The sequence below is a fragment of the Euzebyella marina genome (assembly GCF_014855515.1).
Lineage (GTDB): Bacteria > Bacteroidota > Bacteroidia > Flavobacteriales > Flavobacteriaceae > Euzebyella > Euzebyella marina.
The window spans coordinates 577899-602822 of sequence record NZ_JACYFK010000002.1 but is presented as its reverse complement, the minus strand read 5'-3'; the positions used below and the strand labels follow the sequence as shown (position 1 = coordinate 602822).

The following is a 24924-nucleotide window of genomic DNA, read 5'->3' as shown; positions in this document are numbered from 1 at the left end:
TTGATTTAACAGGTTGCAAAATTAGTCTATATAATAGAATCTACAAGTAAAATTATGATTTTTTTGACCGGTTTTATTCCAACAGGTCGGGTCTTAGCTCTTGCGTACGTGCAAGGGCCTGCTCTTCTCGCCATTTTTCTATTTTGGCAAAGTTGCCGGTCAAAAGAACATCTGGTACCTTCATTTCTTTGTATTCCGCTGGTCGGGTATAAACGGGAGGGGCCAAAAGGTTGTCTTGGAAAGTATCGGTAAGGGCCGAGGTCTCATCATTGAGAACCCCTGGAATAAGTCTAATAACGGCATCACATAGCACGGCCGCGCCCAATTCGCCACCTGAAAGCACATAGTCGCCTATTGAAATTTCTTTGGTTACAAATTTGTCCCTTACCCTTTGATCAACCCCTTTATAATGTCCACAGAGAATAATGATATTTTCCTTGAGGGATAATGAATTGGCCATTCTTTGGTTCAACGTATGGCCATCAGGGGTCATATAAATGACTTCATCATAAATTCGCTCTTTTTGTAGAGAGCTTATGCATTTATCTATGGGTTCGATCATAAGAACCATTCCTGCCCCACCTCCATATTGATAATCGTCAACTTGCTTGTAAGAGTTGTCGGTATAATCTCGGAGGTTGTGAAAATGAACCTCGACAAGATCCTTTTCGATAGCGCGCTTTAGAATGGAGGCGTTAAAAGGGCTCTCTAGCAATTCGGGTAAAACGGTAATTATATCGATTCGCATACAAGCAAATTAAAAAACTACTAATGAGATTTAAAGAAATAATGGATAAAGTCAGATTCTGCTTTCCATCCTAATTTTTCATATAACTTTTGCGCAGGGTTATCGTTGGCAGTTTCCAAAGACAAGCCTTTAAAGCCTTTTTCTTGGCAGAGTTCTTTGGCCGATTGCAATAGCAATTCACCAACACCCCTTTTTCTAAATTCGGGTTTTACGTACAAATCATTTAAAATAAATTGTGATTGTAATGAAACGCTTGAGTAGGTGGTATATAACTGGGTGAAGCCCACGGCCGTCTCATTTTCGTATGCCAGAAGAACAATTGATTCATCATTTAAGAAACGTTCCGTTAGAAACTTCAATCCTTTTTCTTCATCTGCCTGTTGACCATAAAATACACGATAGGCATCAAACAAGGTCGCCAAATCGGCTAAATGTTCTCGCTCTGCTCTGATGATAATGGCCATGAGGGTCGTTTAAGAAAAAAGCTCCGAAAGGAGCTTTATTTTTGTTTTTTATATCGATTGATTTCATCTTGAAGCTGCCTGCTAATACGCTGTTCACGTTCAAGGGCCCGACGCCTATGATCTTCATATTCCGTTTCAAGCTCCGACAAATTCGTTTTGGCTTCTTGAGTAAGAATGTTACTGTTTCTGAACTTGTAAATGAAGAACAATAAAAGAACCAAAAGGCAACCGATCACTGTCCATAGAATACCATTGTACGTACTTTTAGATACCATGATACCCAAGAATGACATACTGTCTTTCTCTTCGGTAACTGCAGCAAGATTATTGGTTGTCTCTTCTAGTTTACCATTCAATGAAGTAATGGTCGATTCATGCCCGGTAATGGTTTGTTTTAGTTCCGCTTCCCTTTTATTATAACTATTAAGGGTGTCGAGAACGTTTTGCTTAAGTTTATCGAGAGAAATTGTTCTAACGACCTCATATCTCTTGCCATCGGCTCTGTAGTTACCTGATTTTTGGTAAACAAACTCGAATTGGCTATCGATAGAACCGTTTTCCAATGACAACTCTTCTTCTGGAGTTGCTTGCTCTTCTTGTGCAAACTGTAGGTTGAAAGTAAGCAATGCCGTAGCAAGTAGCAGTAGTCTATAACCTTTCATGTTCAAATGCATCTTTGGAGTTAATGAATTAGAGGGAGCTAAAGTAATTGAATAATATTAATTAAGAAAAAAAATCGATTACAAGGTTCACTTTAGGCCATCCGTATTACGATAGATTTGCCAACGAAATAACTCATTTAAAGGTAATTATAATGCCTCCTTTTTAGAAGGTAAAGTAGTCTGAGTTTTGAGGAAGCGCTATTGTCCTGTAAAAGAAAGTGCCTCGGTTAGAGGCACTGTTCTGTGTGTTTTATTGGAAAATAAGTCGTTCTCTTTCACCCTTCTCATTGATCATGGTTATTATTGTTCGGCCTCTTCGGGAAATTCTTCCGAATAATACCTTGGCCTCTTCAATATCATTGATCTCTTCATCATCAAGTGAGAGCAATACTTTACCATCTAGACCATAACCTCGATAAATTTCTGGCACACCCACAACTTTCACTCCTTTTTTGGTACGGAATTTCTTTTTGTCATCCTCAGAGAGGTTTTTTATTTCAAGACCCATATTAGGTACCGTAATAACCTGTCTTTTCTTCAATATTACAGGAACGGTTATGAGATCATCATTTCTATTGATGGTTACCTGCACCGTGTCTTCGGGTCTTTTTGATGAAAGGTAGCCAGTGAGGTCGGCAAATTTTCTGATTTTAATATCATCGATTTGTTTGATGACATCACCTTCCCGTAAATCAGCCTCTTCCGCACCAGTATCTTCCTCTATCCCCGAAATGTAAACCCCTTCTATTTGATTGATTCCTTTTTGTATCGCATAGGGTGTATTGGCGCGCGCCGCGTTAATGCCCAAAATACCTTTTTGTACGTTGCCGTATTCTAGAATGTCGTCAATCACTTTTTTGGCAATATTGCTTGGTACGGCAAAAGAATAACCAACATAAGATCCTGTTTGAGACGTGATGGCGGTATTGATACCTATCAGATCGCCATTGGTGTTCACCAAAGCCCCACCACTATTACCAGGGTTAACGGCCGCATCTGTCTGAATAAATGACTGGTCTATCTTGCCCAGATTACGTGCCTTGGCACTTACGATACCAGCGGTAACGGTAGATGTAAGGCTAAAGGGGTTACCTACTGCCAAGACCCATTCTCCGACCTTAACATTGTCGGAATCACCAAAAGCCAAATAGGGTAAAGACCTGTCCGCTTCGATTTTGATAAGAGCAATATCTGAATTGGGGTCGGTTCCTATTAATTCTGCATCATATACCTTATTATTATTGAGCATCACTTGTAGTTGATCGGCATTATCGATAACGTGATTGTTCGTCACGATGTACCCATCTTGCGAAATGATCACACCGGAACCAGTTCCTACCTGAGGTTTAGCATTGCCTCCATGGCCGTAGAAGAAATCCAGATAGCTATTGGAGCCCCTGCTCATCGATACATTTTTTACGTGAACCACAGCGTTTACGGTCGTTTCTGCAGCAACCGTAAAATCTACTTCATTAATACCTGCACCCTTGGCCGAGGTGGGGGTGAAACTTGTATTGAAAACAGGCTGGTCGGCATTTTCTGAAACAATGTAATTGGGCTTTTCAAAGAACATTTTGTAGGCACCTAAAGTAATGGCACCGGCAAAAAGAGCGGTTAGAAAGGTATTTGTTATATTCTTCATCCTGCAATAAAAATGTTTAGTTTTCTTTCAAATGTTAAAATTACTTTTTTTGTGATAGGATTAAAATGGCTTTAACGACTTTTTAACTGCTAAAATAATCTTAATCAGTGTCTTGCAAAACACCTGTTTCTAATGGTGTTCGCAAGAATTCTATAGGTTTAATATCTTATATTTGTGAGCTTATGAATAAGCTATGATTCTCAAATTTTATAAATATCAGGGTACCGGTAACGATTTTGTCATGATAGACAATCGGTCATTGGAGTTTCCAAAAAGCGATAACAAATTGGTCTCTTTTCTTTGTGACCGTAGGTTTGGTATCGGTGCGGATGGATTGATTCTATTGGAAAATGACGAGACTTCAGACTTTCGAATGGTATATTATAATGCCGATGGTCATGAAGGCTCCTTATGTGGAAACGGAGGTAGGTGTACCGTCGCTTTCGCCAAATTTTTGGGAATAATAGATGACAAGACCACTTTTAATGCTGCGGACGGATTGCATCAAGCAACCATCAATGGCAATCTAGTGAGTTTGCAAATGCAAGACCTCTCAGATATTAAGACAAAACCGAATTACGTTTTTCTAGATACGGGTTCGCCTCATCATGTGCAATTGGTTGGTAATGTCGATAGCTTTGATGTTTTCAATGAAGGAAAAAAATTGCGATTCGGACTTTACGGTAAGACCGGAAGCAATATCAATTTCGTAGAAAAGTTGAAGGCCGACACCTTCGCGGTCAGAACTTACGAGCGTGGGGTCGAGAACGAAACCTTGTCTTGTGGTACAGGGGTAACCGCAGCAGCTTTGGCCATGCATTATCAAAATCAGACTTCAGCAAACGAAGTCTTTGTGAAGGCGCAAGGTGGCGAATTGTCGGTCCGGTTTAAGAAAGATGGCGATACCTATAGAGATATATACCTGAGCGGACCCGCTGACCAGGTTTTTAGCGGACAGATAGAATGCTAAAATTACAAGGAGAAAATATTTTTTTACGTGCCTTAGAGCCTGAAGATCTTGATTTTCTTTACGAGCTAGAAAATAACGGCGATGTCTGGGAAATTAGCGGAACTACCGCTCCCTATTCCAAATTTATATTGAGGCAATACCTAGAGAATGCCCACAAAGATATATTTGAGGCAAAACAACTCAGGTTGTGCATTTGCAAGCATGACCATAAGGTTATCGGGCTGATCGATTTATTCGATTTTGACCCTAAGCACAGACGTGCCGGTTTGGGGTTGATTGTTCTGGAAAAGGCAGAAAGAAACAAAGGAGTAGGGGGTGAGGCTATTGAACTTGTGTGCCATTATGCATTTTCGGTACTCGATTTAAGGCAGTTATTTGCTAATGTGTTGGAAGACAACCTCCCAAGTGTTCACCTTTTTGGTAAAAAGGGATTTCAAAAGATTGGCGTTAAAAAAGATTGGATATATTCACAAGGGCGTTTCAAGAATGAAATTTTATTTCAAAAATTAAATAATTAGCATGTATATAAAGCGAATATTATTATTTGTTGTTTTGGCCGGTTTGGTGGTCGGAGGCATATTTTCTTATATGGTTTACAACGCCATCTTTGCTCCTAACACATCTTTTAATAATGAAGAAGCTTATCTGTACATTCCGACCGGAAGTACATTTCAAGAGGTGAAAGAATTAGCACAGCCTGTTCTTAAAAACTTGGAAACCTTTGAACAAGTGGCGAAGCGCAAAGGGTATACCTCAAATGTAAAGGCCGGTAAATATGCGATTAAAAAGGGTATGAACAATAATGATATTATCAATACCCTTCGTGTAAACAATATCCCCGTTAAGGTCTCTTTTAATAATCAAGAAACCTTAGCCGATTTGGCCGGGAGGATCTCGAACCAAATAGAGGCCGATAGCCTCTCATTATTAGCGGCTTTTGAAGATAAAGAGTTTATTAAAGCCCAAGGCTTTAACGAAGAGACTAAGTTGGGCATGTATTTGCCCAATAGTTATGAATTCTTTTGGAACACCTCGAGTGAAGAATTTCGGGATCGAATGGTCAAGGAATATGATCGTTTTTGGAATAATGAAAGACTTCAAAAAGCAAAGGCCGAAGGTCTATCACCTAAAGAAGTTACCACGTTGGCATCATTGGTTCATAAAGAAACGGCCAAGGTTGATGAGCGACCAAAGGTAGCCGGTCTTTACCTTAATAGATTGAAAAGAGGCATGCTTTTACAGGCAGACCCTACCGTTATTTATGCCATCAAAAAGTCTTCGGGCGATTTCACCCAAGTAATTAAGCGCGTCTTATACAAAGACTTAGAGCTTGACTCTCCGTACAACACCTATAAATATGCAGGGTTGCCTCCAGGGCCGATTACCATGCCCGACATATCGGCTATAGACGCAGTGTTAAACCCTGAGACGCATGATTACCTCTATTTTGTCGCAGACGTTGAAAATTTCGGTTACCATAAGTTTGCCAAAACCTTGGCGCAGCATAACAGAAATAAAGTGCAGTACGTCCAATGGATAAATGCGCAAAAAATCAAAAGGTAGCCTTTCATCCAAATTTTAAGACTTGTTAACTAAATAAGCCGGTTTTTAACAGAGATTTCTAAACGTAAACTTAAAACTGGCGTAACTTTGCCCCTTGTGAAATCTATGCGGGTGTTTTTTCCGTAAGTCATAGGAAAAGCAGTATATGAGAAAGTGGCTAAGTTACACGAGCCCCCTAATCATTACCGGAATTTTATTGAGTTTCTCTTTTAAACCAACATTGGTTAAAGTGCCAGAAACCCTTAAAGTTAGCGAACCTACTTTGGTTTTGTTCCCCAAAAACAAAACCGTATCAAAAACAATGTTAATGGCGCCTCCTTTTTTAGGAAGCTCGTACATTGGCTTTAAAGAAGCCTTGGCATTCAAAGAATCTCAGGGTAATTATTTTACCACAAACACCCTAGGGTATTTGGGTAAGTACCAATTCGGTATTGGTACATTGCAACTGATGGGCGTCTACAACGCAACCCGTTTTCTAAACGACCCTATTTTGCAAGAAAAGGTATTCCATACCAATATTTCAAGAAACAAGTGGATTCTTAGACGGGATATTCCTCGTTTTGTTGGTAAAGAAATCAACGGAACGGTAATTACCGAATCTGGAATATTGGCAGCGGCCCATTTGGCCGGAGCAGGTAATGTGAAGAAATACTTGCGGTCATGGGGTACTATTGATGTTGCCGATAGCTATGGAACCAGCATTGCGCATTACATGCACAAGTTTTCGGGTTACGACGTATCAGAAGTGGTGCCGAAACGTAATCCAAGGGTTTAGAACAACCTTAGAAAGAATTACATACATATGAAAATGGACGGACCCCGATGTTGCATCGGGGTTTGTTTTTTTAGGCTTGAATTATAAAAATGGCAGGTCTTTTATGAAGGCTTACCTGAACATTCTTCCATTCAGAGACTGTTTTGGTCAGAATAAATTCGGTCGATAAAGTAATGTCGCAGGCGACACAAAGTCTAGTATCATTTCTCAGGTTCTTGAGAAGTTCTGCCAGCAATTTATCATTGCGATACGGAGTCTCGATGAATATCTGCGATTGACCCAATTCATTGGATAGTTTTTCAAACCGTTTAATCGCATTTTTTCTTTCAAATTTATCGATAGGTAAGTAGCCATTGAAAGAAAATCGTTGCCCGTTCATACCACTTGCCATTAAGGCTAGAAGAATAGAGGAAGGGCCTACCAACGGTACCACTTGTATATTTTTTTGATGGGCCAAACGAACAACATCAGCTCCGGGGTCTGCTACCCCTGGGCATCCAGCTTCCGAAATGATTCCGACGTTTTGCCCGTTTAAGCAAGGTTCAAGCATTAAAGGTATCTGTTCCGGTTCGGTGTATTTGTTCAATACCGATATATGTAGGGAGGGTTGTGATTTTCGAGGGCTTATTTTTTTTATGAAATGCCTAGCCGTTTTTTCGTTTTCGACTATGTATATATCGATTTGCTCAACCGCTTGTTTGATAGATATTGGTAAAACCTCCAAAGGGGCATTATCTCCTAGAGTTGTAGGTATGAGGTAGAGTTTTCCTAGTTGGTTGGGTTGGTCGTTCATAAAAAGGAAGTTTGGTTACAACTTCTCGGCAATCACTTCGCAAGCGCTTTCGATGAGTTGGTAGACTTTTTCAAAACCATCGTCATCCCAATAAGGGTCAGGAACTTCTTTCACACCAACGTTCACTTCCGATAGCAGAAGCTTTACTTTTTCCCTATCAGATTTCGATGCTGCCAAAGCCATGATGTTATTGTAATTACTTTGGTCCATAGCATAAATTACATCAAATTCTGCAAAATCATGGGCTTTGAACTGTCTACAGCGTTGATTTTCGATGTTCAGTGAATGTTTTCTAGCAACAGCGATGGAACGAGCGTCTGGCGGGTTGCCGATATGATAACCTCCGGTACCGGCCGAATCAACAAAGACCTTTTCAGGGTCAACCATACTTTGTAGAATGCCTTCGGCCAATGGAGACCTGCAAATATTGCCAAGACATACCATTAAGACCTTCGTCTTCTTCAAAATCAAGTGAATTTTTTGGTCAGATCTTCAATGTACTTTCTGAACTGCTTATCGGTTTCGGCTAAATTATCTACCGTCTTACAAGCATGTAACACGGTGGCATGATCACGCTTTCCGATTTGCGAACCAATGCTTGCCAATGAAGCCTTGGTAAACTTTTTCGCAAAGAACATTGCCAATTGCCTCGCTTGAACAATATGGCGTTTTCTGGTTTTCGACTGAAGGGTAGCGACATCCATCTCGAAATAATCGGAAACTACTTTTTGAATGTAATCGATTGAAACTTCACGCTTTGTATTCTTTACGAACTTTTCTACAACTTGTTGGGCCAACTCTAGGGTAACCTCCTTTTTGTTAAAAGAAGATTGGGCTATAAGAGATATAATGGCGCCTTCAAGTTCACGAACGTTCGTTTTTATGTGCTTGGCGACGTAGTCGATAATATCATCGGGCATTTCGACACCATCACGGTATAACTTGTTCTTGACAATGGATACCCTAGTTTCGTAATCGGGACTTTGAAGCTCGGCTGAAAGCCCCCATTTAAACCTTGACAATAGCCTTTGTTCAATATCTTGCATATCTACAGGCGCCTTGTCGGAAGTAAGAATGACTTGTTTTCCATTTTGGTGCAAGTGGTTGAAGATGTGAAAAAATACATCTTGTGTTCCGCTTTTTCCTGATAGAAATTGTACGTCATCTATTATCAATACATCGATGAGCTGATAGAAATGAATAAAATCGTTTCTAGTATTCTTTTTGACCGATTCAATATATTGTTGTGTAAACTTCTCAGCTGAAATATACAGAACGGTACGTTCAGGGTACTTGTCTTTGATTTCGACACCAATGGCGTGCGCCAAGTGTGTTTTACCAAGACCGACCCCGCCAAAAACCAATAATGGATTAAAAGAGGTGCCTCCCGGTTTATTGGCAACCGCCATACCCGCGGATCGTGCCAATCGGTTAGAGTCACCCTCTAAAAAGTTATCAAAGTTATAATTCGGATTTAACTGAGATTCAATTTTAATGTTTCGAATACCAGGTATAACGAATGGGTTCTTAAGTTCAGGATTTTTTGACTTGATCGGCACATCCATTTCCTGAGGGCCCATGTTTCCGCGATTGGTACTGGGTATTTTTTCGGTAAATGGCTCTTTGTTGCCATAGGTATTCTCCATTCGGATGATGTACACCAATTTGGCCGTTTCGCCCAACTCTTTTGTCAAGGCAACTTTCAACAATTTCACATAGTGTTCTTCAAGCCATTCATAAAAGAATTTACTGGGTACTTGAATACTCAGGGCGTTGTCGGAAAGCTTAATGGGCTTAATGGGCTCGAACCAAGTTTTGAATGCCTGCGGTTGGATATTATCTTTAATAAAAGCCAAACAATTTTTCCAAACGGAATTAGCAGTAACACCCATTTTAAAGTTTCTCTTATTTTGTCGGTTAGTGATTTCTAAGTCGGTGGAAAATACAAGGGGAAAAACCGTACTTTCTTAGTGGGGCAAATATGTGAACAAAAAAGCTAAAAAAAAAATTGAAACTCTATTGAATTTGACCTTTTTTTTTCTCATGTTCAACACTAAAATCGAAATCATTTAAATATATAGTTTTTAGTCAATATTCAATGGATTTTAACAGAATTTCTTTCCGTGTTCGTTATGGTGAAACTGATCAAATGGGTGTGGTGTACCACGGGAATTACCCGCAATATATGGAGATGGGAAGGGTAGAGTGGTTGAGGGGGTTGGGAATTTCCTACAAAGAGATGGAAGAAAACGGAATTATGTTGCCCGTAATTTCTTTGAGCATAGATTACAAAAAATCAGCTGTTTATGATGACCTCATTACGGTCGAAACACAACTCAAAAAGAGACCCTTGGTCAAGATAGAATTTGACTATAAAATATATAATGAAACAGGTGAAATTTTAGCTTTAGGAAATACTGTTTTGGCCTTTTTGGATACCAAGACTAAAAAACCTGTAAAATGCCCCGATTATATTCTTGAAAAGATAGCGTGATTAGACCGAAAGGTTTATTTCAGATAGGTTTTATTTCGATGCCCTGCAAACCCTCAAAATATTCTTGTAAGCGGTCTGCCTCTTTTTCTCTTACTTGAATGGTCAGTTGGCAATCTAGGTGCATTTCTTGTGAAACTATTTCGAAACCGTTTTGCTTGATGGTACGCATTACAATATCCAGTTGGGGGTAGCCAAATTGAAGGCTAAACCTGACCGTGATAATCTTCTCAACAATTTTTGCACTGTTCAAAGTCTGTTGGGCGGCCGTTCTATAGGCCGATATGAGCCCGCCGACCCCTAACTTGGTACCACCAAAGAATCTTATCACCGCTATCAAAATATTGGTTACCTCGAAGGCTTGAATTTGCCCGTAAATGGGCATGCCGGCAGAGTTATTGGGCTCTCCATCATCGTTTGCCCTATATATTATGGTTTTGGTTCCGAGTTGCCAAGCATAGCACACATGGTTGGCATTAGCATACTTTTTGCGTAGGTCGGTAAGTATCTCTTTGATCTGCTCTTCATCACTAACCGGAAAAGCGAGGCCATAAAATTTACTTTTTCTATCCTTAAAAAGTACCTCTTCGGTTGGGTCGTCAATAGTGTGGTAGGTGTCTTTATCCTTTTCCATTAAAACAAAGCTACCAATAAGATGCTGATTACGGCTAGACCTATACCCATCCAATTTTTACGGCTTATAGTTTCCTTAAAAAGCCAAATTCCCAAAAGCGTCGAGAACATCACGATTGCTACATTATTAATAGTAAATACCGATGCGCTGTTCAAACTGTCATTTTTGAGTGCCTTCAGTAAAAAGAAGATAGAAAAGTAATTAGGTATGCCCAAGGCGATACCACCTAGCACATTTCTGAGATTTAATTTAAAAGTGCCTTTAAAAGCATTAAAGAGAACTATGATAAGACCAACGGTGGCCGCCGATCCAAATACCGTTGCAGAAAATAGTGGATATTGGCTAACTTGAATGTGTTTCTCCTGAACGTACTTGAGGCTGGTATCAATAATTCCGGATCCCAGAAATACACCAAGAGGAAGCAGCAACGCCTTTATCTCAAAATTTTTGGTACCTCCTTCTTTTATCGAAGCAAAGTAAACAGCTGCCAAAGCTAAAAGAATGCCTGTTATTTTAAGAGGACTAAGAATTTCATCATATAAAAATACACCCACTACGACTGGAATGGCCAAGGACATTTTGGTAGCTACCGAAGCCACGCTTACGCCAACCTTCTGTGCGGTTGCCGCCATCAAATTGAACACCACTATGAACAATACGCCCAAAAAGAAAGTACCATAGAACCAAGGCATGGTTGATAGTTCAACAAAGTCGACCCTTTCCTTATAAAAATATAACCCTACAGCGCATGCCACGAAATAGTTGGTTATAATGGCATAAAGCGTATTGATCTGAAATTTGTCGAAAAGTTTAAAAACAACGAAAATAAGGCTAGAAGCCAAAACGCTAAGGCACAGGTAGAGCATTCTACAGACGTGAATTTAAGTCTAACAAGTTTTCTTGCCCCACTAAAAGATTCCAACATTTAATACCCATATTGCTTGCCGCATCGGTATTTTCTTTGGTATCATCTATAAAGAAGGTTTCTTCTGCCTTCAATTCGTTTTGGTCGAGAACAAATCGATAAATATCTTCATTAGGCTTTCTGAGGTTTATTTCATGGGACAGGTAGAACTTTTCGAACGAATTTCTGAACCTGTTGAACTTTTCATGGCCCATTTTCTGCTCAACATGTTCAATATGCAGCGCATTGGTATTGCTTAAAAGAAACAGGCGATATTCTGATTTCTTGGCCATTGCCTCCACGAACTCTAAACGCTCATCAGGAAAATCCAATAGCATTCCATTCCAGACCTCTTTAATTTCTATTTCAGAGGCATGAGGGTAAACAATTGAAAGACCTTCTAGAAATTGATCGGTACTGATTTGGCCCACTTCGTAAAGGTTGTTTAGTTCGAGCAATTCCGGTGTCATTTGGGTAGAACCGCCTAATCTCTGCATTTCTCGGTAAACAATCTGCTTGTCAAGGTTAATGAAAACATCGCCAAAATCAAATATGATATTTTTAATCATTTCTATATATGTTTAAAGTATCTCTACCTACTTGTTTTTTTGATAGGTGCCTACCACTTAATTGAGGCGCCCTTAAACCATCTTTAAAAGTAGTGTTGCCCGTAAAAACTCTTGCTTCATCCCACAATCCACTATCAATAAAGGTTTGTAAGGTCTTGCTTCCTCCTTCAATCAGCACGCTTATGATATTCTCTTTATGAAGCGCGCGGCAAATTTGACCGGCCACGTCAGCTTTATAGTCAATAGGTACGAAGGTTGTGTTGTTTCTATTTTTATTTCCTTTACCAGAATCGGTGAAAATGATGGTTCTCACCGTATCATCAAGTACATTTGCTGCTTGGTCAATTCGTAACTTTGGGTCAAGAATCAATCGTACGGGATTTTTGCCCGACCACTCTCTTACACTAAGTTTTGGGTTGTCTTCTATAACGGTTTTGGTACCGACCAATATACCCTGTTCTTGACTTCTCCATTGATGAACCAATTGCTTTGAATAAGAGTCGGTAATCCAAAAAGGTTCCGGATTTTCTGATCTCATTTCTTTAGTGGGGGCTATATAGCCATTTAATGTTTGCGCCCATTTTAGAATAATGTATGGCCTCTTTTTTTCTTGAAAGGTCAAGAAGCGTTTATGATGTTCCCTACATTCAGCTTCCATAACATTGGTCACTACTTCAATACCGGCAGATTTAAGTTTTTCAATACCTTGGCCCGCCACTTTTTCATGAGGGTCTAAAAGCCCGATGACCACTCTTTTTACCGAATGTTTGATAATTAGATCGGCACAAGGTGGGGTTTTACCAAAGTGGGAGCATGGTTCAAGAGTAACATACAATGTCGCCTTTTCTAGTAAGGTCTTATCACATACGGAGTTGATCGCATTAACTTCTGCATGCGGCCCGCCATAGGCACTGGTAAACCCCTCACCAATTATTCTTTGGTCGACAACGATAACACAACCGACCATGGGATTAGGAGCGGTAGAACCTAGCCCGTTATTTGCGATTTGTAAACATCGCAACATGTATTTTCTATGTATATTCACACCGTAAAAATAGAATTTTATTCTTAGGCCTTAGGCTTCCGTTTTGTTTCAACTCTTCTTTACAATATAAGGTATTCAGAAAGAGATATTATGCTATTAAGAGAAATCAAAAGTATCTTTCATAAAGAATTGGATAGACTATACCCAAAAGACGAGACCAACAGTTTTTTCTACATTTTGATTGAACATTATCTCGGTCTTGAAAGGTTTATCTTGGCCTTACAGCCCAATCTTTCATTGACGAAAGAAGAAGAGCAGCCACTTTTTGAAGCCTTAAGCAAGTTGAAGTTAAAATGCCCCGTTCAATATATTACCGGGGTAACTCATTTTATGGATTTGCAGTTGAAGGTAAACGAAGCTGTATTGATACCACGACCTGAGACGGAGGAACTGGTGCGATGGATATTAGATGACCATACCGATAAAGAAAGGAAAACGAATGTTTTGGATATTGGTACAGGTTCCGGGTGTATTGCCATTGCTTTAGCGCAAACCAATTTTGACTGGAGTATATCCGCTATGGATATCTCAAAAGAGGCATTGACCGTAGCAAAAAATAATGCCTTGGGAAATAAGGTGAATGTTGATTTTTTTGAAGAGGATATTTTAAAGGTTCCTTCCCTAGAAAGAAAATTTGACATCATTGTATCAAACCCGCCCTATGTGAGAGAGATGGAGAAGAAAGAGATGTCTGCCAACGTGCTGGAATATGAGCCCTCTTTGGCACTTTTTGTAGAAAATGATCATCCGCTAGTATTTTATTCAAGAATCGTTGAATTCTCAAAGAAACATTTGGTCAAAGATGGTTGTCTCTACTTTGAAATTAATCAATATTTAGGAAAAGAAATGGTTCGCCTTTTGGGTGATAACTATTTTTCAGAAATTGAACTTCGAAAAGATATGTACGGCAATGACCGTATGGTCAAAGCAGTTTGGAAAGATTAGAATTGAAAATAGAGTCATAAAACATACTTAGAATAAACAAAAGAGTATTCAAGTGAAAGAAAAAATAGAGAGTCTAAGAAAAGAGCTTCGAGAGCATAATTATAATTACTATGTGCTTGATAACCCTACCATTTCAGATTACGATTTTGATATGAAGCTCAAGCAACTTCAAGAACTCGAATCTCAGCATCCTGAATTTTATGACGCTTCATCCCCCAGCTTAAGGGTAGGGGGTGAGATTACCAAGAATTTTGATACGGTCGTACACAATGTTCGAATGTATTCATTGGATAATTCGTACTCGAAAGAAGACCTTGAAGATTGGGAAAAAAGAATACAACGCATTCTAGGTGATGATAAGGTAGAGTTTACCTGTGAGTTAAAATATGATGGTGCCTCCATTAGTCTTACCTATGAAAAAGGGTCTTTAACAAAGGCCATAACACGAGGAGACGGCTTTCAAGGTGATGATGTAACGACCAATGTAAAAACGATAAAATCGGTTCCTTTGCAATTGAAAGGTGCTTACCCTGAGAAATTTGATATTCGGGGCGAAATAGTGTTGCCTTTCGAGGGGTTTGCGCAAATGAATGCAGAACGTATCGAAAATGGCGAAGAGCCCTATATGAATCCTAGAAATACGGCATCGGGAAGTTTAAAATTGCAGGATAGTGCATTGGTGGCCAAAAGGCCGTTAGACTGTCTTCTCTATGGCATTGTTGGGCCTGATACCGGTATTGAATCGCAGTGGCAGATGCTAGAGAAGGCTAGGGAGTGGGGGTTTAAAGTACCTTCTATTGCCAAATTATGTACTTCGACCAGCGAGGTTTTGGAGTTTGTGAATTATTGGGATACGCACCGTCATGATCTTCCGTATGAAACCGATGGGGTAGCGGTCAAGGTAAACAGCATTCAACAGCAAGAAGAACTTGGTTTTACCTCTAAGTCTCCACGATGGGCCATGGCGTATAAGTTTAAGGCCGAACAGGTGTCTACCGTTTTACATGAAATCACTTACCAAGTGGGGCGTACCGGCTCAATAACTCCGGTAGCTAACCTTGAACCGGTACTTTTGGCAGGTACAACCGTCAAAAGAGCTTCATTGCATAATGAGGATCAAATAGCCAAATATGATATTCGGGAAAGGGATACTGTTTTTGTTGAAAAGGGAGGAGAAATTATACCGAAAATAGTAGGTGTTGATTTTACTCAAAGACCTGAAGATTCCCAACCGACCAAGTATATTGAAAATTGTCCCGAATGTGGTACAGAGCTCGTTCGTACCGAAGGAGATGCCAAACATTACTGCACGAATTATTACGGCTGTCCACCCCAAATTACCGGAAGAATCCAACACTTTATTTCCAGAAAGGCTATGGATATAGAAGGACTCGGTGGAGAAACCGTGGAGTTGTTGTTCAAAGAAGGTCTTATTACCAATTATGCCGATTTGTATACCCTTACCAAAGAAGAAGTTCTTCCTTTAGAACGCATGGCCGAAAAATCGGCAGATAACTTAATTAATGGAATCAAGGCTTCGGTCGCTATTCCCTTTGAGCGTGTTCTCTTTGCATTGGGCATTCGATTTGTAGGCGAGACCGTAGCTAAAAAGTTAGCGAAAGCCTATAAGAATATTGATAACCTGATGGCCGCCCCTGTTGCCGATTTGGTTGCAATCAATGAAATTGGTGAGCGTATAGCCCATTCGGTGGTTGAGTTTTTTGAAAATGAGAAGAATGTCGAGATTGTCAATAGATTAAAGAGTTTTGGGGTGCAATTTTCCTTGTCGGAAGAACAGTTAGAAAATCAAACTGATAAATTAAAGGGAATGTCCGTTGTAGTATCCGGTGTTTTTGAGACCGTAAGTCGTGATGAACTTAAAAAAATGATAGAAGACAACGGCGGAAAAGTAGGTTCTAGCATTTCTTCAAAAACCTCCTATTTGGTGGCGGGCGATAAAATGGGGCCCAGTAAGCGAACGAAGGCAGAAAATCTTGGGGTGCCTATTATATCGGAGCAAGAATTCATGGCGCTGATCAAGTGAAGCTGAAGTGCATAAAATTAAAAAGGTCAAGCAAATGCTTGACCTTCTCTTTTTTTCGGGGGTAAAACTTTTTAAAGTGGTTTTCTCCCTGATATGATATTGTAGAGAATTACCACAACGGCAATTACTATTAAAACGTGTACTAAACTGCTTGTTCCCATACCTGGTACTACGCCAAGCATTCCTAGTAGCCATACTATAATGCAGATAACAGCTACTAGCCAAAGAAGACCTCTCATAATTTTGTGTTTTAGGATTCGGAGCCAAATTACTGTGACTGAGCTTTTAAGGTGAGTGCTATTCAAAAAAATAATAGCACAAATCGATTGTTGCTATTTAGCTCTTTCCGTTTTTGGAAAAAATTGTGCCGTAAAGTATAAGTGTAGTAAGAGGTTGATTATAAACAAATATTCTTTGTAAAAAGTGTTGGCGCTAAGGCTAAACTTCTGGTAATAAAAGAAGCTGTACCAAATATTAATTAGTGTGAGCAATGATAGTATAATGGAGCCCAACTTGTTGATTGGCCATTGTTTTGGCCATTTAAAAGAACTTACTTTAAATAGGGATGAAAACACAGGCCAAAGAAAAATCATTGGTAACGCAAAAAGCCTTGTTTCACGAGCAAATGCCGTAAGAATAACAATGGGTGTGTTTATAATGGCTGTCAACCAAAAAGCATATAAAAATTTACGATCCACTTGGTTTATACCCAACTTTAAGGTGCGTATGATGGTGAAAAGTAGAAAAACGATTAGCCCCAAATAAAGAGAGGTGAAAGATTCAACGGAATTTTTTAAATCTTCAAAATTTTCAAGAAAGCAAGAATATCTACTCGCCATCTCGCTACTGGTTTCATCCATCAATTGATTGTAGTGCAGAAAGACGGATAGATAAATGGCGTAGACTAAAATTGGAACTAAAAGTATCAGGCCAGTTTTAAGGTACTGTTTCCCCAAAGGCTTAATCTGCTCATTTTTTCCGGGTTGAAAGATCCAAAGAGCGGGAATTAGAAATAAGCTGGTTTCCCTAGAAATGATGGCCAGCGTAAAAAGCAAAATAAAAATTAAGTTCCTTTTCCGAATCCAGGTAATCAAAGCTGCAAATAGTAGGCAGTATTGCAAGGGTTCGTCATAGGAGAATACCGGTGGAAAAAATGCGAATACAATTGAAAATGATAGGTAGTAAGCCAATATGTTAAATAGGGCCAGTTTTCTCTCGGAAAGAATCAATAGGGATAATTGGTATAGAAGTATGGCACTTAGAAAGAGAAGAGAAAAATTGATGAAGATAAAAGAATATCCTGCCTTGATATTAAATATAGAAGAGGTGCCCTTCATTAAAAAAGTGGTTAAAGGTCTTCTGGCAAAGGGTGGCAATTCATTATGATAGTCAATTTGAGATTTTAAGAAAACGTGGGATATTCGGGTGTTGTTCTCGTTCAACATACTATCCATACTCGGAAGCATATGAAGGCCCAAAACAGACAAAGTAAGCAGCAACGCTAAACCATAAGGAAACAATTTATGACTTAAAATAGGTTTTAATAGTGCCACTTCTAAAGGTTAGGATATTTTAGGTGAAAATAGGTAATTTTGTATTTTTCATCATAACCAAATTTCATGTCTCAGCAATTAACTTACGAAGAGTTCGAATCTACCTTTACAGAAGACCGACCAGAAAGTGCTTGGCCAGATGCCTTGAGAGCACTATGGTTTGCAGGTAAAGATGAATGGGATGCTTCACATGACATTGCCCAAGAAATGCATACCAATCTGGGCAGTTGGATCCATGCGTATCTACATCGGGTAGAAGGGGATAAGTTCAATGCCGGCTATTGGTACAGAATGGCAGGTAAGCCTTATTGCAACCTGACTTTGAAAGAAGAACTTCAACAGATCACGGAGTTTGTGCTTAAAAATTAAACGTAACTTTTCTTTAAGAAGTTTTATACCGTAATGGTTACGCCTTCCGATTGGCTGTTTTTCAGCTGATCAAAGTAGAAATCAATCCTTCCTAGGTTGATTCCGAAACAGCCCACTTGGTTCACCAAAACGTCCTTACCTATTTTATTTTGGGTCACAGTCGGCTTTTCTAAAAAGGTATGGGTGTGCCCCCCGATAATCAAATCGGTATAACTCGTTTTTGATGCCAAGATTAAATCGCTTGGTTTCGTTTTTGATTGGTAATCGTAGCCGAGGTGAGAGAGACAAATGACCAAATCACAGCCCTTTTCATTCTTTAAAACACTTTCAGTATCCTGTGCAATTTCAAAGGGGTCTAAATATTGGGTCTCTTTATATAGTTTTTTGGTTACCAGTCCGTCAAGCTCAATGCCCAGACCATACACACCTACTTTGATACCATCGATCATAAAAACTTTGTAGGGCTTTACATGGGCATCCATCACCGTATTTTTAAAATCATAATTTGCCGATAGCAACTCAAAATCTGCATGTGGCATTTGTGCTAGCAGACCGTCGATACCGTTGTCAAAATCATGATTACCTATAGTAGCGGCATCGTATTTGAGCATACTCATTAGCTTAAACTCCAGTTCGCCTCCATAGAAATTAAAATAGGGGGTGCCCTGAAAAATATCACCCGCATCCAAAAGTAAAGTGTTGGGGTTTTCATTTCGTATGGAACTCACTAAAGAAGCCCGTTTGGCCACGCCGCCTAAATTTGCGTAACGAGAATGAGAACTGGGGAATGTGTCTATGTGGCTATGTACATCGTTGGTGTGCAGTATGGTGATATGCCTTATTTCTTTACTACAAGATTGTAGTGAAAGACCTCCTAGACCTAAAAAAGCCGTTGAAGCTCCCGTTTTTTTAATGAATGTGCGTCTTTCCATTAATTTCCTATTTCTAGTTTTATGAACCGGTCGTCGACCAATGGGGCGACCGTATCTACCTTCTTAAAGTAGTCGATCATGGCATTGCGTATGAGATAATCGGTATCGGTTGTTTTAATGGCTTCCTTAAAAAAGTTCATCTGGTCACCTCCAGATATTAGATAGTTGGAAGTGGCCACATTATAAGTGCGATTTTTATCCAATGGTTTGCCCTGTATCAAGACTTTATTGATAGTTCCGTCGTGGTTCAGTGTAATCTGCAACCCTGCAATTGGGTGTGCCCGACCCGAATCCCTTAAAAAAGATACAAGGTCATTGACTGATTTTCCGGTGAGCTCGGCGACAATAATAGTATTTTCGAAAGGCATCACTTCATAGGCCGTACGCGACGTAATTACACCTTTTGAAATCATAGACCGAATACCGCCATGGTTCAAGAGCACAAAGTCAATGTTCGAGCCTGTTCTTGACTTGAAGATAGGGTTGGTTTCCGAAAGAACCACATCTGCCATTAAATTACCGGCGGTTGTGTTAAGGGCGCCATCAGTTTTTGAGATAATGTTAGGCGCATAGGCCAAAGCACTATCTAAAACCTCGTCAACACGCATGCGGTAAGGTTTTACAAAATCTTCAATAGCAGTATTTTGAACAATGGTAGAGTCGACCGGTAGTTCTTTTCCGGTAATTTTTGATAGCTCCTGAACATCGTGCTTACAGGAGCTGGCTAGCACTAAAGTTGTAAATATAACAAAATGTTGTATTTTTAAACCCATATTTCGTTCTATCTTAGCGCCATAATATGAGATGAGATTATTTACATTTGTATACCACACCTCAATTTGGGCCGTTGTGATTTAAAATGTAAAAGTACATGTTTAAGGGAATAAAAGATAAGTTCAAGTACAATTCGGGAGTTAAATTTTTGAAACAAGAATTGGCAAAAGAGCTACCGACGGTCAACAGAAGCAAAGGCATTCATTCTGTAGGATGCATTGTAGATTTAGACCAGTTTGATGACGCCAGCTTGTTTTATGAATTTGTCGAAGATTATAATCTTAGGCCCAATGCTGTAAAAATTATTGGTTACAAGAGTTTTTACGATAAAAACTCGCCTTACTCGACCCCGGTGTTTTCTGATAAAGATTTGGGTTGGAACGGGAATATCGAGAACAGTTATGCGTTGGAGTTTTTAAGTAGGGAATATGATCTTTTGGTCAATTATTATACGCAGGAGAACCTTTTGGTTCAATTGATGAGTATAAAGACCAAGGCAAGATTTAGGGCAGGTTTTAAAGATGTTGACATGGTCTATAATGATTTGATACTCGATTTGCCCTTAAACGATTTTAAAACTTTTAAGACTGAACTGAAGAAATACCTCGGGGTATTAAACGAAATTGAATGATGAAAGAGTTAGTTGGTACAGGGGTGGCGTTGATAACGCCTTTTAAGTCCGATTTATCGGTAGATATCGATGCATTGCACAAAATTGTCAATTACTGCATCGATGGCGGTGTTGAATATTTGGTGGTGTTGGGTACTACGGGAGAGTCGGTTACCTTGACCAAGTCCGAAAAGCAATTGGTAATGGATACCGTTACTATTGCCAATGCAGGTAGGGTGCCTTTGGTAGTGGGTGTCGGTGGGAACAATACCTATGCCGTCATAGAAGAATTAAAAACATTGGACCTCACCGATTTTGAGGCTGTTCTTTCCGTGTCGCCCTATTACAACAAACCTACCCAAGAAGGTATATATCAGCATTTCATGGCCATTGCCAATGCATCGCCCAAGCCTATTATACTTTATAATGTTCCAGGTAGAACGGGTAGTAATATGTTACCGTCTACCGTAGTAAGGTTGGCCAACGATTCAACAAATATTGTTGCCATTAAAGAAGCTGCCGGTAATATGTTGCAGGTTCAAGAGCTGATTAAGTCTTGTCCTCAAGGTTTTCAAGTCATCTCAGGGGATGATATTACGGCTCTTTCTACAGTTTTGGCGGGAGGTTCGGGTGTCATTTCTGTTTTGGGCCAAGGTTTGCCCGTTGAGTTTTCACAAATGATTCGTGCCGGATTAAATGGGGATGTCGAAGAAGCCTATCGCTATCACTACGCAATGCAAGAGGGTATGGAACTTATTTTTCAAGAAGGTAACCCTGCAGGTATCAAAGCTATTTTTGAAGCTTTACAACTTTCAAAAGCGGCGGTTCGGTTGCCATTGGTAGAAGCGACCAAGCCATTAAAAGAAAAAATACGCTCGTTCGTAAAGCCTTTTATGAAGGTTACTGCAGGTTAATTGTTCGAAAAACAATCTCGTTTTTAATTTTTGACCATTTAATTTAACGTATTGTTGAAAATACGTCTGTTGGTTTTTTCGTTTGGTTGTTAAATCTTCCCCAAAAGCGTTGTGTTGAAGATTGGTTTCCTCTATTTTCGGAGCTTATTTTTTGTTTTTTAAATCCGTTGGGAATACGTAATTTTGCAAAATGTTTTTTAAAATGAGACTGTTAGCCCCTATTTTAATTGTTAGCCTTTGCCTTTTTTCATGTAGTGAGTACCAAAAGGTGCTTAAGAATGATGATGTAAAGGCCAAATATGATTTGGCACAACAGTTTTATGATGAAGGCGATATGAAACGTGCCAACCGTCTTCTTGAGCAAATTGCCCCTAAATATGTTGGTAAGCCGCAAGGTGAAAGGGTGATGTACTTTTTGGCCGATACGTACTACCAACGCAAAGACTTTAACATGGCCGGCTACCAGTTCGAAAGGTTTGTTAAGTCATATCCTAAAAGTGATAAGGTAATAGAGGCATCTTTTTACGGGGCCAAAAGTTATTTTGAACTCTCTCCCCGGTATTCGCTTGATCAGACCGATACCGATAAGGCACTTGCCAAGTTGCAAAACTTCATCAACGCATACCCTGATTCAGAATATTTCAATGAGGCCAATGCTATGGCCAAAGAATTGACAACGAAAAAGGAGAAAAAAGCCTATGAAATTGCCAAGCAGTTCAATAAAATAGGTGAGTTCGATTTCACTTTCTTGACACCGGCGGTGGCAGCTTTCGATAACTTTATCTCTGATTATCCGGGTTCTATCTTTAGGGAAGACGCGATGTACTACCGATTTGAATCAGCTTCACATTACGCCTTGAATAGTTTTGAGGTATTACAGCAGCCAAGGTTAAAGGAGGCTAAAGAGTATTACGCCACATTAAAAAAACAATATCCGGAAACAAAATATGCCGATAAAGCAGATGCCCTTCTGGAGAAAATAGACAAACAATTGTTGGGCTTTGTTGCCCAAGAAAAAGCAGCGAAATAAATCATTGTAACCATGAACATGAACGATTTGAAAAATTCAAAGGCACCGGTTTCTACCACTACTATCAATAGAAACGATTTTGATCTAAAAACCGACAATATATATGAGGCTATCTCTATTGCTTCAAAACGTGCGGTTCAAATCAATTCCGAAATCAAAAAAGAGCTTTTGGAAAAATTAGAAGAGTTTGCCACTTACAGCGATAGCCTTGAAGAAGTTTTCGAGAACAAAGAGCAAATTGAGGTTTCTAAGTTTTATGAAAAGCTTCCTAAACCACATGCTTTGGCAGTAGAAGAGTGGTTGAACGACAAAATCTACCATAGAAACACAGAAAAAGAAAGGTAGACCTATGTTAGGCGGTAAAAATATCCTTTTAGGCATTACCGGAGGGATTGCCGCTTACAAAACCACTTTTCTTGTTCGTTTACTTATAAAAGCTGGCGCTAACGTTAAAGTCATTTTAACGGATAGCGCCAGCTCTTTTGTTTCTCCACTTACCTTGGCCACTTTATCCAAGAATCCGGTGTTAACTTCTTTCGTTCATGATGAGGATGGAGAAATAGATTGGAACAATCATGTAGAATTGGGTCTATGGGCAGATTATATGATTATAGCCCCGGCAACGGCCAATACATTGTCAAAAATGGCATATGGCACCTGCGATAATCTGCTTTTGGCAACCTATTTGTCCGCTAAATGTCCGGTATTTTTTGCTCCCGCCATGGATTTGGATATGTATAAACACCCATCGACCAAGAGTTCTTTTGAAAAGCTAAAATCTTTTGGTAATGTTATGATACCTGCTGCTTCGGGTGAATTAGCAAGTGGTTTACATGGTGAGGGTAGAATGGCCGAACCCGAAGAAATCTTAGATTTTATTGAGCAATATTTAGTCAAAGGGCTAGCTCTATCAGGTAAAAAAGTTCTAATTACCGCAGGCCCCACGTATGAGGCTATCGATCCGGTACGCTTTGTGGGTAATCATGCTTCTGGCAGAATGGGGTTTGAATTGGCCAGCGTCGCAGCTCAACTGGGTGCCCAAGTAATCTTGATATCTGGCCCTACGAATTTAAGCGTGCAGCATAGTAATGTTCAATTACATAGAGTAGTTTCCGCCGAAGAAATGTATGCTATGGTGCATCAATTTTATGAAGATGTTGATATCGCTATTTGTGCAGCTGCGGTAGCAGATTATCGGCCAAGTGAAGTAGCTGACCAGAAAATCAAAAAGAAAGATGATGGTTTGGTCATTAAAATGGTTAAGACGAAAGATATTTTAGCATCCTTAGGGGAGCAGAAAAAGAACCAGTATTTATTGGGCTTTGCCCTAGAGACTGAAAACGAAGTTGAGAATGCCAAGGGTAAATTGCAAAGAAAAAACCTAGATGCCATCGTTCTCAACTCTCTTAACGACTCAGGGGCAGGCTTTGGCCATGATACCAACAAAATTACTTTTATAGATAAGAATTTCGAGATAAAAACGTTTCAGTTAAAGAGCAAGTCAGAGGTGGCGAATGACATTTTTGCAGAAATCTTGAAGCGATATCATGCGTAATATTCTATTGATAATACTTTTTTTGGTCTGTGGTGGGGTTTCTCATTCACAAGAATTGAATTGTCTGATAACAGTCAATGCGGATCAGGTATCTCAAACTAATCAACAGATTTTTAAAACTTTAGAACGTTCTTTGAACGACTTTGTCAATAAGAATAAATGGACGAATCGTAAAGTCAAGGAAAATGAAAAGGTCAATGCACAAATGTTCATTACCATTACGAATTTTGAATCAAACCGATTTGAGGGAAACATTCAAATTCAATCTTCAAGACCTGTTTACAATACCTCTTACGACAGTCCGGTTTTTAATTACAAAGACGGTCAGTTCAATTTTGAATACATAGAGTTTCAGCCATTGGTACTGAACGAAAATGTTTTTGAATCGAATTTGGTGGGCGTAATTTCCTATTACGTGTATGTTATTCTTGGTCTAGACGCCGACACCTTCTCCTTAGAAGGCGGTACCGAGCATTTTAGAAAGGCCCAACAGATTACAACACAGGCCCAAGGCACCAGTTATTCCGGATGGGATCAAAATACGGATCGTAGTCGTTTTGAGTTGGTCGATAACCTCCTTTCTAACACCTATCGCGAATATCGAATAGCGATGTACAACTACCACCGAAAGGGTCTTGATATTCTTGGCGATAATAACAGTACCGGCAAGCAGGTTATAGCTGGTACGATGAAGCTGTTTGAGACCATGATCAAAAGGAGGCCCAACGCATTTTTGATTCAAACCTTTTTTGATGCCAAGTCTGAGGAAATACAGAATATTTTTTCCGACGGACCTAAAGTGGATATTGTTCAGTTAAAAGAAACCTTGAATAGGGTAGCGCCTCTATATTCCAGTACTTGGAACGACATAAAATACTGATTCTTTCCGTTCGTTTTTATGAATTATCTTTGTGGCCGCAAGCGAAGAAAATTTATAA

The 24924-nt window shown here is 39.5% G+C and carries 29 protein-coding genes; 14 read left to right on the top strand and 15 right to left on the bottom strand.

What is annotated here, in order from left to right; genetic code table 11:
• Positions 1–73: 73 nt before the first annotated feature.
• The 4 genes from trmD to IL356_RS11450 all read right to left on the bottom strand — a co-directional run bounded on the left by trmD (position 74) and on the right by IL356_RS11450 (position 3516).
• A complete protein-coding gene (gene trmD / locus IL356_RS11465; protein WP_121848876.1) occupies positions 74–748 on the bottom strand; it encodes a tRNA (guanosine(37)-N1)-methyltransferase TrmD in 675 nt (224 codons plus the stop codon).
• A 20-nt stretch (positions 749–768) separates the two neighbouring features.
• Positions 769–1212: a GNAT family N-acetyltransferase gene (locus IL356_RS11460; RefSeq protein WP_121848877.1), complete on the bottom strand. Its 444-nt coding sequence runs from the start codon at positions 1210–1212 to the stop codon at positions 769–771.
• 35 nt (positions 1213–1247) lie between these two features.
• On the bottom strand, positions 1248–1874 hold the full coding sequence (locus IL356_RS11455; RefSeq protein ID WP_121850693.1) for a tRNA (guanine-N1)-methyltransferase: 627 nt from the start codon (positions 1872–1874) through the stop codon (positions 1248–1250).
• A 250-nt stretch (positions 1875–2124) separates the two neighbouring features.
• Positions 2125–3516 (bottom strand): S1C family serine protease, encoded by a 1392-nt coding sequence (locus tag IL356_RS11450; protein WP_121848878.1) that lies wholly within the window; start codon positions 3514–3516, stop codon positions 2125–2127.
• A 193-nt stretch (positions 3517–3709) separates the two neighbouring features.
• Between IL356_RS11450 and dapF the strand changes: the two genes are divergently transcribed.
• The 4 genes from dapF (at position 3710) to IL356_RS11430 (ending at position 6824) form a co-directional block, all read left to right on the top strand.
• Positions 3710–4486, top strand: a complete 777-nt coding sequence (gene dapF, locus IL356_RS11445) for a diaminopimelate epimerase (protein WP_121848879.1) — start codon at positions 3710–3712, stop codon at positions 4484–4486.
• Positions 4480–5004: a GNAT family N-acetyltransferase gene (locus IL356_RS11440; RefSeq protein WP_121848880.1), complete on the top strand. Its 525-nt coding sequence runs from the start codon at positions 4480–4482 to the stop codon at positions 5002–5004. Before dapF ends, IL356_RS11440 begins: the two co-directional genes overlap by 7 nt.
• A 1-nt stretch (position 5005) precedes the next feature.
• Positions 5006–6049: an endolytic transglycosylase MltG gene (gene mltG / locus IL356_RS11435; protein WP_121848881.1), complete on the top strand. Its 1044-nt coding sequence runs from the start codon at positions 5006–5008 to the stop codon at positions 6047–6049.
• 145 nt (positions 6050–6194) lie between these two features.
• The gene (locus IL356_RS11430; protein WP_121848882.1) at positions 6195–6824 is read left to right on the top strand and encodes a hypothetical protein; all 630 of its coding nucleotides are present in this window, start codon (positions 6195–6197) and stop codon (positions 6822–6824) included.
• A gap of 70 nt (positions 6825–6894) precedes the next feature.
• Here the strand turns inward: IL356_RS11430 and IL356_RS11425 are convergent, their stop codons facing one another.
• Genes IL356_RS11425 through dnaA form a run of 3 tightly spaced genes read right to left on the bottom strand, consistent with a single transcriptional unit; the run spans position 6895 to position 9509 of the window.
• The gene (locus IL356_RS11425) at positions 6895–7617 is read right to left on the bottom strand and encodes an SAM-dependent methyltransferase (RefSeq protein ID WP_121848883.1); all 723 of its coding nucleotides are present in this window, start codon (positions 7615–7617) and stop codon (positions 6895–6897) included.
• A 15-nt stretch (positions 7618–7632) separates the two neighbouring features.
• On the bottom strand, positions 7633–8061 hold the full coding sequence (locus IL356_RS11420; RefSeq protein WP_121848884.1) for a low molecular weight protein-tyrosine-phosphatase: 429 nt from the start codon (positions 8059–8061) through the stop codon (positions 7633–7635).
• Positions 8062–8084: 23 nt separating this feature from the next.
• Positions 8085–9509 carry a chromosomal replication initiator protein DnaA gene (gene dnaA, locus IL356_RS11415; protein ID WP_121848885.1) on the bottom strand — a complete coding sequence of 475 codons (1425 nt, stop codon included), beginning with the start codon at positions 9507–9509 and terminating at the stop codon, positions 8085–8087.
• Positions 9510–9715: 206 nt separating this feature from the next.
• Between dnaA and IL356_RS11410 the strand changes: the two genes are divergently transcribed.
• Entirely contained in the window at positions 9716–10111 is a 396-nt protein-coding gene (locus IL356_RS11410; protein ID WP_121848886.1) for an acyl-CoA thioesterase, read from the top strand.
• Positions 10112–10130: 19 nt separating this feature from the next.
• Here the strand turns inward: IL356_RS11410 and IL356_RS11405 are convergent, their stop codons facing one another.
• Genes IL356_RS11405 through ribD form a run of 4 tightly spaced genes read right to left on the bottom strand, consistent with a single transcriptional unit; the run spans position 10131 to position 13260 of the window.
• Positions 10131–10742 (bottom strand): IMPACT family protein, encoded by a 612-nt coding sequence (locus IL356_RS11405; protein ID WP_121848887.1) that lies wholly within the window; start codon positions 10740–10742, stop codon positions 10131–10133.
• Positions 10742–11608, bottom strand: coding sequence for a DMT family transporter (locus tag IL356_RS11400; protein WP_121848888.1), 867 nt, complete (start codon positions 11606–11608; stop codon positions 10742–10744). The genes IL356_RS11405 and IL356_RS11400 overlap by 1 nt, the downstream gene beginning before the upstream one ends.
• A 1-nt stretch (position 11609) precedes the next feature.
• Complete coding sequence (locus tag IL356_RS11395; RefSeq protein ID WP_121848889.1) at positions 11610–12215, bottom strand: HAD family hydrolase; 606 nt, start codon at positions 12213–12215, stop codon at positions 11610–11612.
• Positions 12208–13260 carry a bifunctional diaminohydroxyphosphoribosylaminopyrimidine deaminase/5-amino-6-(5-phosphoribosylamino)uracil reductase RibD gene (ribD, locus tag IL356_RS11390; RefSeq protein WP_121848890.1) on the bottom strand — a complete coding sequence of 351 codons (1053 nt, stop codon included), beginning with the start codon at positions 13258–13260 and terminating at the stop codon, positions 12208–12210. The genes IL356_RS11395 and ribD overlap by 8 nt, the downstream gene beginning before the upstream one ends.
• 90 nt (positions 13261–13350) lie before the next feature.
• Here ribD and prmC point away from each other — a divergent pair, with 90 nt between their 5' ends.
• A complete protein-coding gene (gene prmC, locus IL356_RS11385) occupies positions 13351–14205 on the top strand; it encodes a peptide chain release factor N(5)-glutamine methyltransferase (protein ID WP_121848891.1) in 855 nt (284 codons plus the stop codon).
• 46 nt (positions 14206–14251) lie between these two features.
• Positions 14252–16249 carry an NAD-dependent DNA ligase LigA gene (ligA, locus tag IL356_RS11380; RefSeq protein ID WP_121848892.1) on the top strand — a complete coding sequence of 666 codons (1998 nt, stop codon included), beginning with the start codon at positions 14252–14254 and terminating at the stop codon, positions 16247–16249.
• A 71-nt stretch (positions 16250–16320) separates the two neighbouring features.
• On the opposite strand, the gene IL356_RS11375 is transcribed toward ligA, so the two are convergent.
• Together IL356_RS11375 and IL356_RS11370 are read right to left on the bottom strand one after the other, a co-directional pair.
• Positions 16321–16488: a lmo0937 family membrane protein gene (locus IL356_RS11375; protein WP_121848893.1), complete on the bottom strand. Its 168-nt coding sequence runs from the start codon at positions 16486–16488 to the stop codon at positions 16321–16323.
• A gap of 93 nt (positions 16489–16581) precedes the next feature.
• Positions 16582–17802: a hypothetical protein gene (locus IL356_RS11370; RefSeq protein WP_162987884.1), complete on the bottom strand. Its 1221-nt coding sequence runs from the start codon at positions 17800–17802 to the stop codon at positions 16582–16584.
• A 66-nt stretch (positions 17803–17868) separates the two neighbouring features.
• On the opposite strand from IL356_RS11370, the gene IL356_RS11365 reads away from it, so the two are divergent.
• Positions 17869–18171 carry a hypothetical protein gene (locus IL356_RS11365; protein WP_121848895.1) on the top strand — a complete coding sequence of 101 codons (303 nt, stop codon included), beginning with the start codon at positions 17869–17871 and terminating at the stop codon, positions 18169–18171.
• Between the two features lie 23 nt (positions 18172–18194).
• Here IL356_RS11365 and IL356_RS11360 read toward each other — a convergent pair whose 3' ends face one another.
• Together IL356_RS11360 and IL356_RS11355 are read right to left on the bottom strand one after the other, a co-directional pair.
• The gene (locus tag IL356_RS11360) at positions 18195–19103 is read right to left on the bottom strand and encodes a bifunctional metallophosphatase/5'-nucleotidase (RefSeq protein WP_121848896.1); all 909 of its coding nucleotides are present in this window, start codon (positions 19101–19103) and stop codon (positions 18195–18197) included.
• Entirely contained in the window at positions 19103–19876 is a 774-nt protein-coding gene (locus IL356_RS11355; protein WP_121848897.1) for a 5'-nucleotidase C-terminal domain-containing protein, read from the bottom strand. The genes IL356_RS11360 and IL356_RS11355 overlap by 1 nt, the downstream gene beginning before the upstream one ends.
• 98 nt (positions 19877–19974) lie before the next feature.
• Between IL356_RS11355 and IL356_RS11350 the strand changes: the two genes are divergently transcribed.
• The 6 genes from IL356_RS11350 (at position 19975) to porD (ending at position 24866) form a co-directional block, all read left to right on the top strand.
• Positions 19975–20508, top strand: a complete 534-nt coding sequence (locus IL356_RS11350) for a DUF6913 domain-containing protein (RefSeq protein WP_121848898.1) — start codon at positions 19975–19977, stop codon at positions 20506–20508.
• Positions 20508–21401, top strand: coding sequence for a 4-hydroxy-tetrahydrodipicolinate synthase (gene dapA / locus IL356_RS11345; RefSeq protein WP_121848899.1), 894 nt, complete (start codon positions 20508–20510; stop codon positions 21399–21401). Before IL356_RS11350 ends, dapA begins: the two co-directional genes overlap by 1 nt.
• Before the next feature lie 202 nt (positions 21402–21603).
• Positions 21604–22431 carry an outer membrane protein assembly factor BamD gene (locus IL356_RS11340; protein ID WP_225621470.1) on the top strand — a complete coding sequence of 276 codons (828 nt, stop codon included), beginning with the start codon at positions 21604–21606 and terminating at the stop codon, positions 22429–22431.
• Between the two features lie 12 nt (positions 22432–22443).
• Entirely contained in the window at positions 22444–22776 is a 333-nt protein-coding gene (locus IL356_RS11335; RefSeq protein WP_192466546.1) for a DNA-directed RNA polymerase subunit omega, read from the top strand.
• A gap of 4 nt (positions 22777–22780) precedes the next feature.
• Complete coding sequence (gene coaBC / locus IL356_RS11330) at positions 22781–23986, top strand: bifunctional phosphopantothenoylcysteine decarboxylase/phosphopantothenate--cysteine ligase CoaBC (protein ID WP_121848901.1); 1206 nt, start codon at positions 22781–22783, stop codon at positions 23984–23986.
• On the top strand, positions 23979–24866 hold the full coding sequence (gene porD / locus IL356_RS11325; RefSeq protein WP_121848902.1) for a type IX secretion system protein PorD: 888 nt from the start codon (positions 23979–23981) through the stop codon (positions 24864–24866). The genes coaBC and porD overlap by 8 nt, the downstream gene beginning before the upstream one ends.
• The last annotated feature ends 58 nt before the right edge of the window (positions 24867–24924 follow it).

Bases quoted from the DNA above. Each gene is read 5' to 3' on its own strand.
- trmD (WP_121848876.1), bottom strand. From the start codon at position 748: ATGCGAATCGATATAATTACCGTTTTACCCGAATTGCTAGAGAGCCCT.
- IL356_RS11460 (WP_121848877.1), bottom strand. From the start codon at position 1,212: ATGGCCATTATCATCAGAGCAGAGCGAGAACATTTAGCCGATTTGGCG.
- IL356_RS11455 (WP_121850693.1), bottom strand. From the start codon at position 1,874: ATGAAAGGTTATAGACTACTGCTACTTGCTACGGCATTGCTTACTTTC.
- IL356_RS11450 (WP_121848878.1), bottom strand. From the start codon at position 3,516: ATGAAGAATATAACAAATACCTTTCTAACCGCTCTTTTTGCCGGTGCC.
- dapF (WP_121848879.1), top strand. From the start codon at position 3,710: ATGATTCTCAAATTTTATAAATATCAGGGTACCGGTAACGATTTTGTC.
- IL356_RS11440 (WP_121848880.1), top strand. From the start codon at position 4,480: ATGCTAAAATTACAAGGAGAAAATATTTTTTTACGTGCCTTAGAGCCT.
- mltG (WP_121848881.1), top strand. From the start codon at position 5,006: ATGTATATAAAGCGAATATTATTATTTGTTGTTTTGGCCGGTTTGGTG.
- IL356_RS11430 (WP_121848882.1), top strand. From the start codon at position 6,195: ATGAGAAAGTGGCTAAGTTACACGAGCCCCCTAATCATTACCGGAATT.
- IL356_RS11425 (WP_121848883.1), bottom strand. From the start codon at position 7,617: ATGAACGACCAACCCAACCAACTAGGAAAACTCTACCTCATACCTACA.
- IL356_RS11420 (WP_121848884.1), bottom strand. From the start codon at position 8,061: ATGGTATGTCTTGGCAATATTTGCAGGTCTCCATTGGCCGAAGGCATT.
- dnaA (WP_121848885.1), bottom strand. From the start codon at position 9,509: ATGGGTGTTACTGCTAATTCCGTTTGGAAAAATTGTTTGGCTTTTATT.
- IL356_RS11410 (WP_121848886.1), top strand. From the start codon at position 9,716: ATGGATTTTAACAGAATTTCTTTCCGTGTTCGTTATGGTGAAACTGAT.
- IL356_RS11405 (WP_121848887.1), bottom strand. From the start codon at position 10,742: ATGGAAAAGGATAAAGACACCTACCACACTATTGACGACCCAACCGAA.
- IL356_RS11400 (WP_121848888.1), bottom strand. From the start codon at position 11,608: ATGCTCTACCTGTGCCTTAGCGTTTTGGCTTCTAGCCTTATTTTCGTT.
- IL356_RS11395 (WP_121848889.1), bottom strand. From the start codon at position 12,215: ATGATTAAAAATATCATATTTGATTTTGGCGATGTTTTCATTAACCTT.
- prmC (WP_121848891.1), top strand. From the start codon at position 13,351: ATGCTATTAAGAGAAATCAAAAGTATCTTTCATAAAGAATTGGATAGA.
- IL356_RS11375 (WP_121848893.1), bottom strand. From the start codon at position 16,488: ATGAGAGGTCTTCTTTGGCTAGTAGCTGTTATCTGCATTATAGTATGG.
- IL356_RS11365 (WP_121848895.1), top strand. From the start codon at position 17,869: ATGTCTCAGCAATTAACTTACGAAGAGTTCGAATCTACCTTTACAGAA.
- IL356_RS11360 (WP_121848896.1), bottom strand. From the start codon at position 19,103: ATGGAAAGACGCACATTCATTAAAAAAACGGGAGCTTCAACGGCTTTT.
- IL356_RS11355 (WP_121848897.1), bottom strand. From the start codon at position 19,876: ATGGGTTTAAAAATACAACATTTTGTTATATTTACAACTTTAGTGCTA.
- IL356_RS11350 (WP_121848898.1), top strand. From the start codon at position 19,975: ATGTTTAAGGGAATAAAAGATAAGTTCAAGTACAATTCGGGAGTTAAA.
- dapA (WP_121848899.1), top strand. From the start codon at position 20,508: ATGAAAGAGTTAGTTGGTACAGGGGTGGCGTTGATAACGCCTTTTAAG.
- IL356_RS11340 (WP_225621470.1), top strand. From the start codon at position 21,604: ATGAGACTGTTAGCCCCTATTTTAATTGTTAGCCTTTGCCTTTTTTCA.
- IL356_RS11335 (WP_192466546.1), top strand. From the start codon at position 22,444: ATGAACATGAACGATTTGAAAAATTCAAAGGCACCGGTTTCTACCACT.
- coaBC (WP_121848901.1), top strand. From the start codon at position 22,781: ATGTTAGGCGGTAAAAATATCCTTTTAGGCATTACCGGAGGGATTGCC.
- porD (WP_121848902.1), top strand. From the start codon at position 23,979: ATGCGTAATATTCTATTGATAATACTTTTTTTGGTCTGTGGTGGGGTT.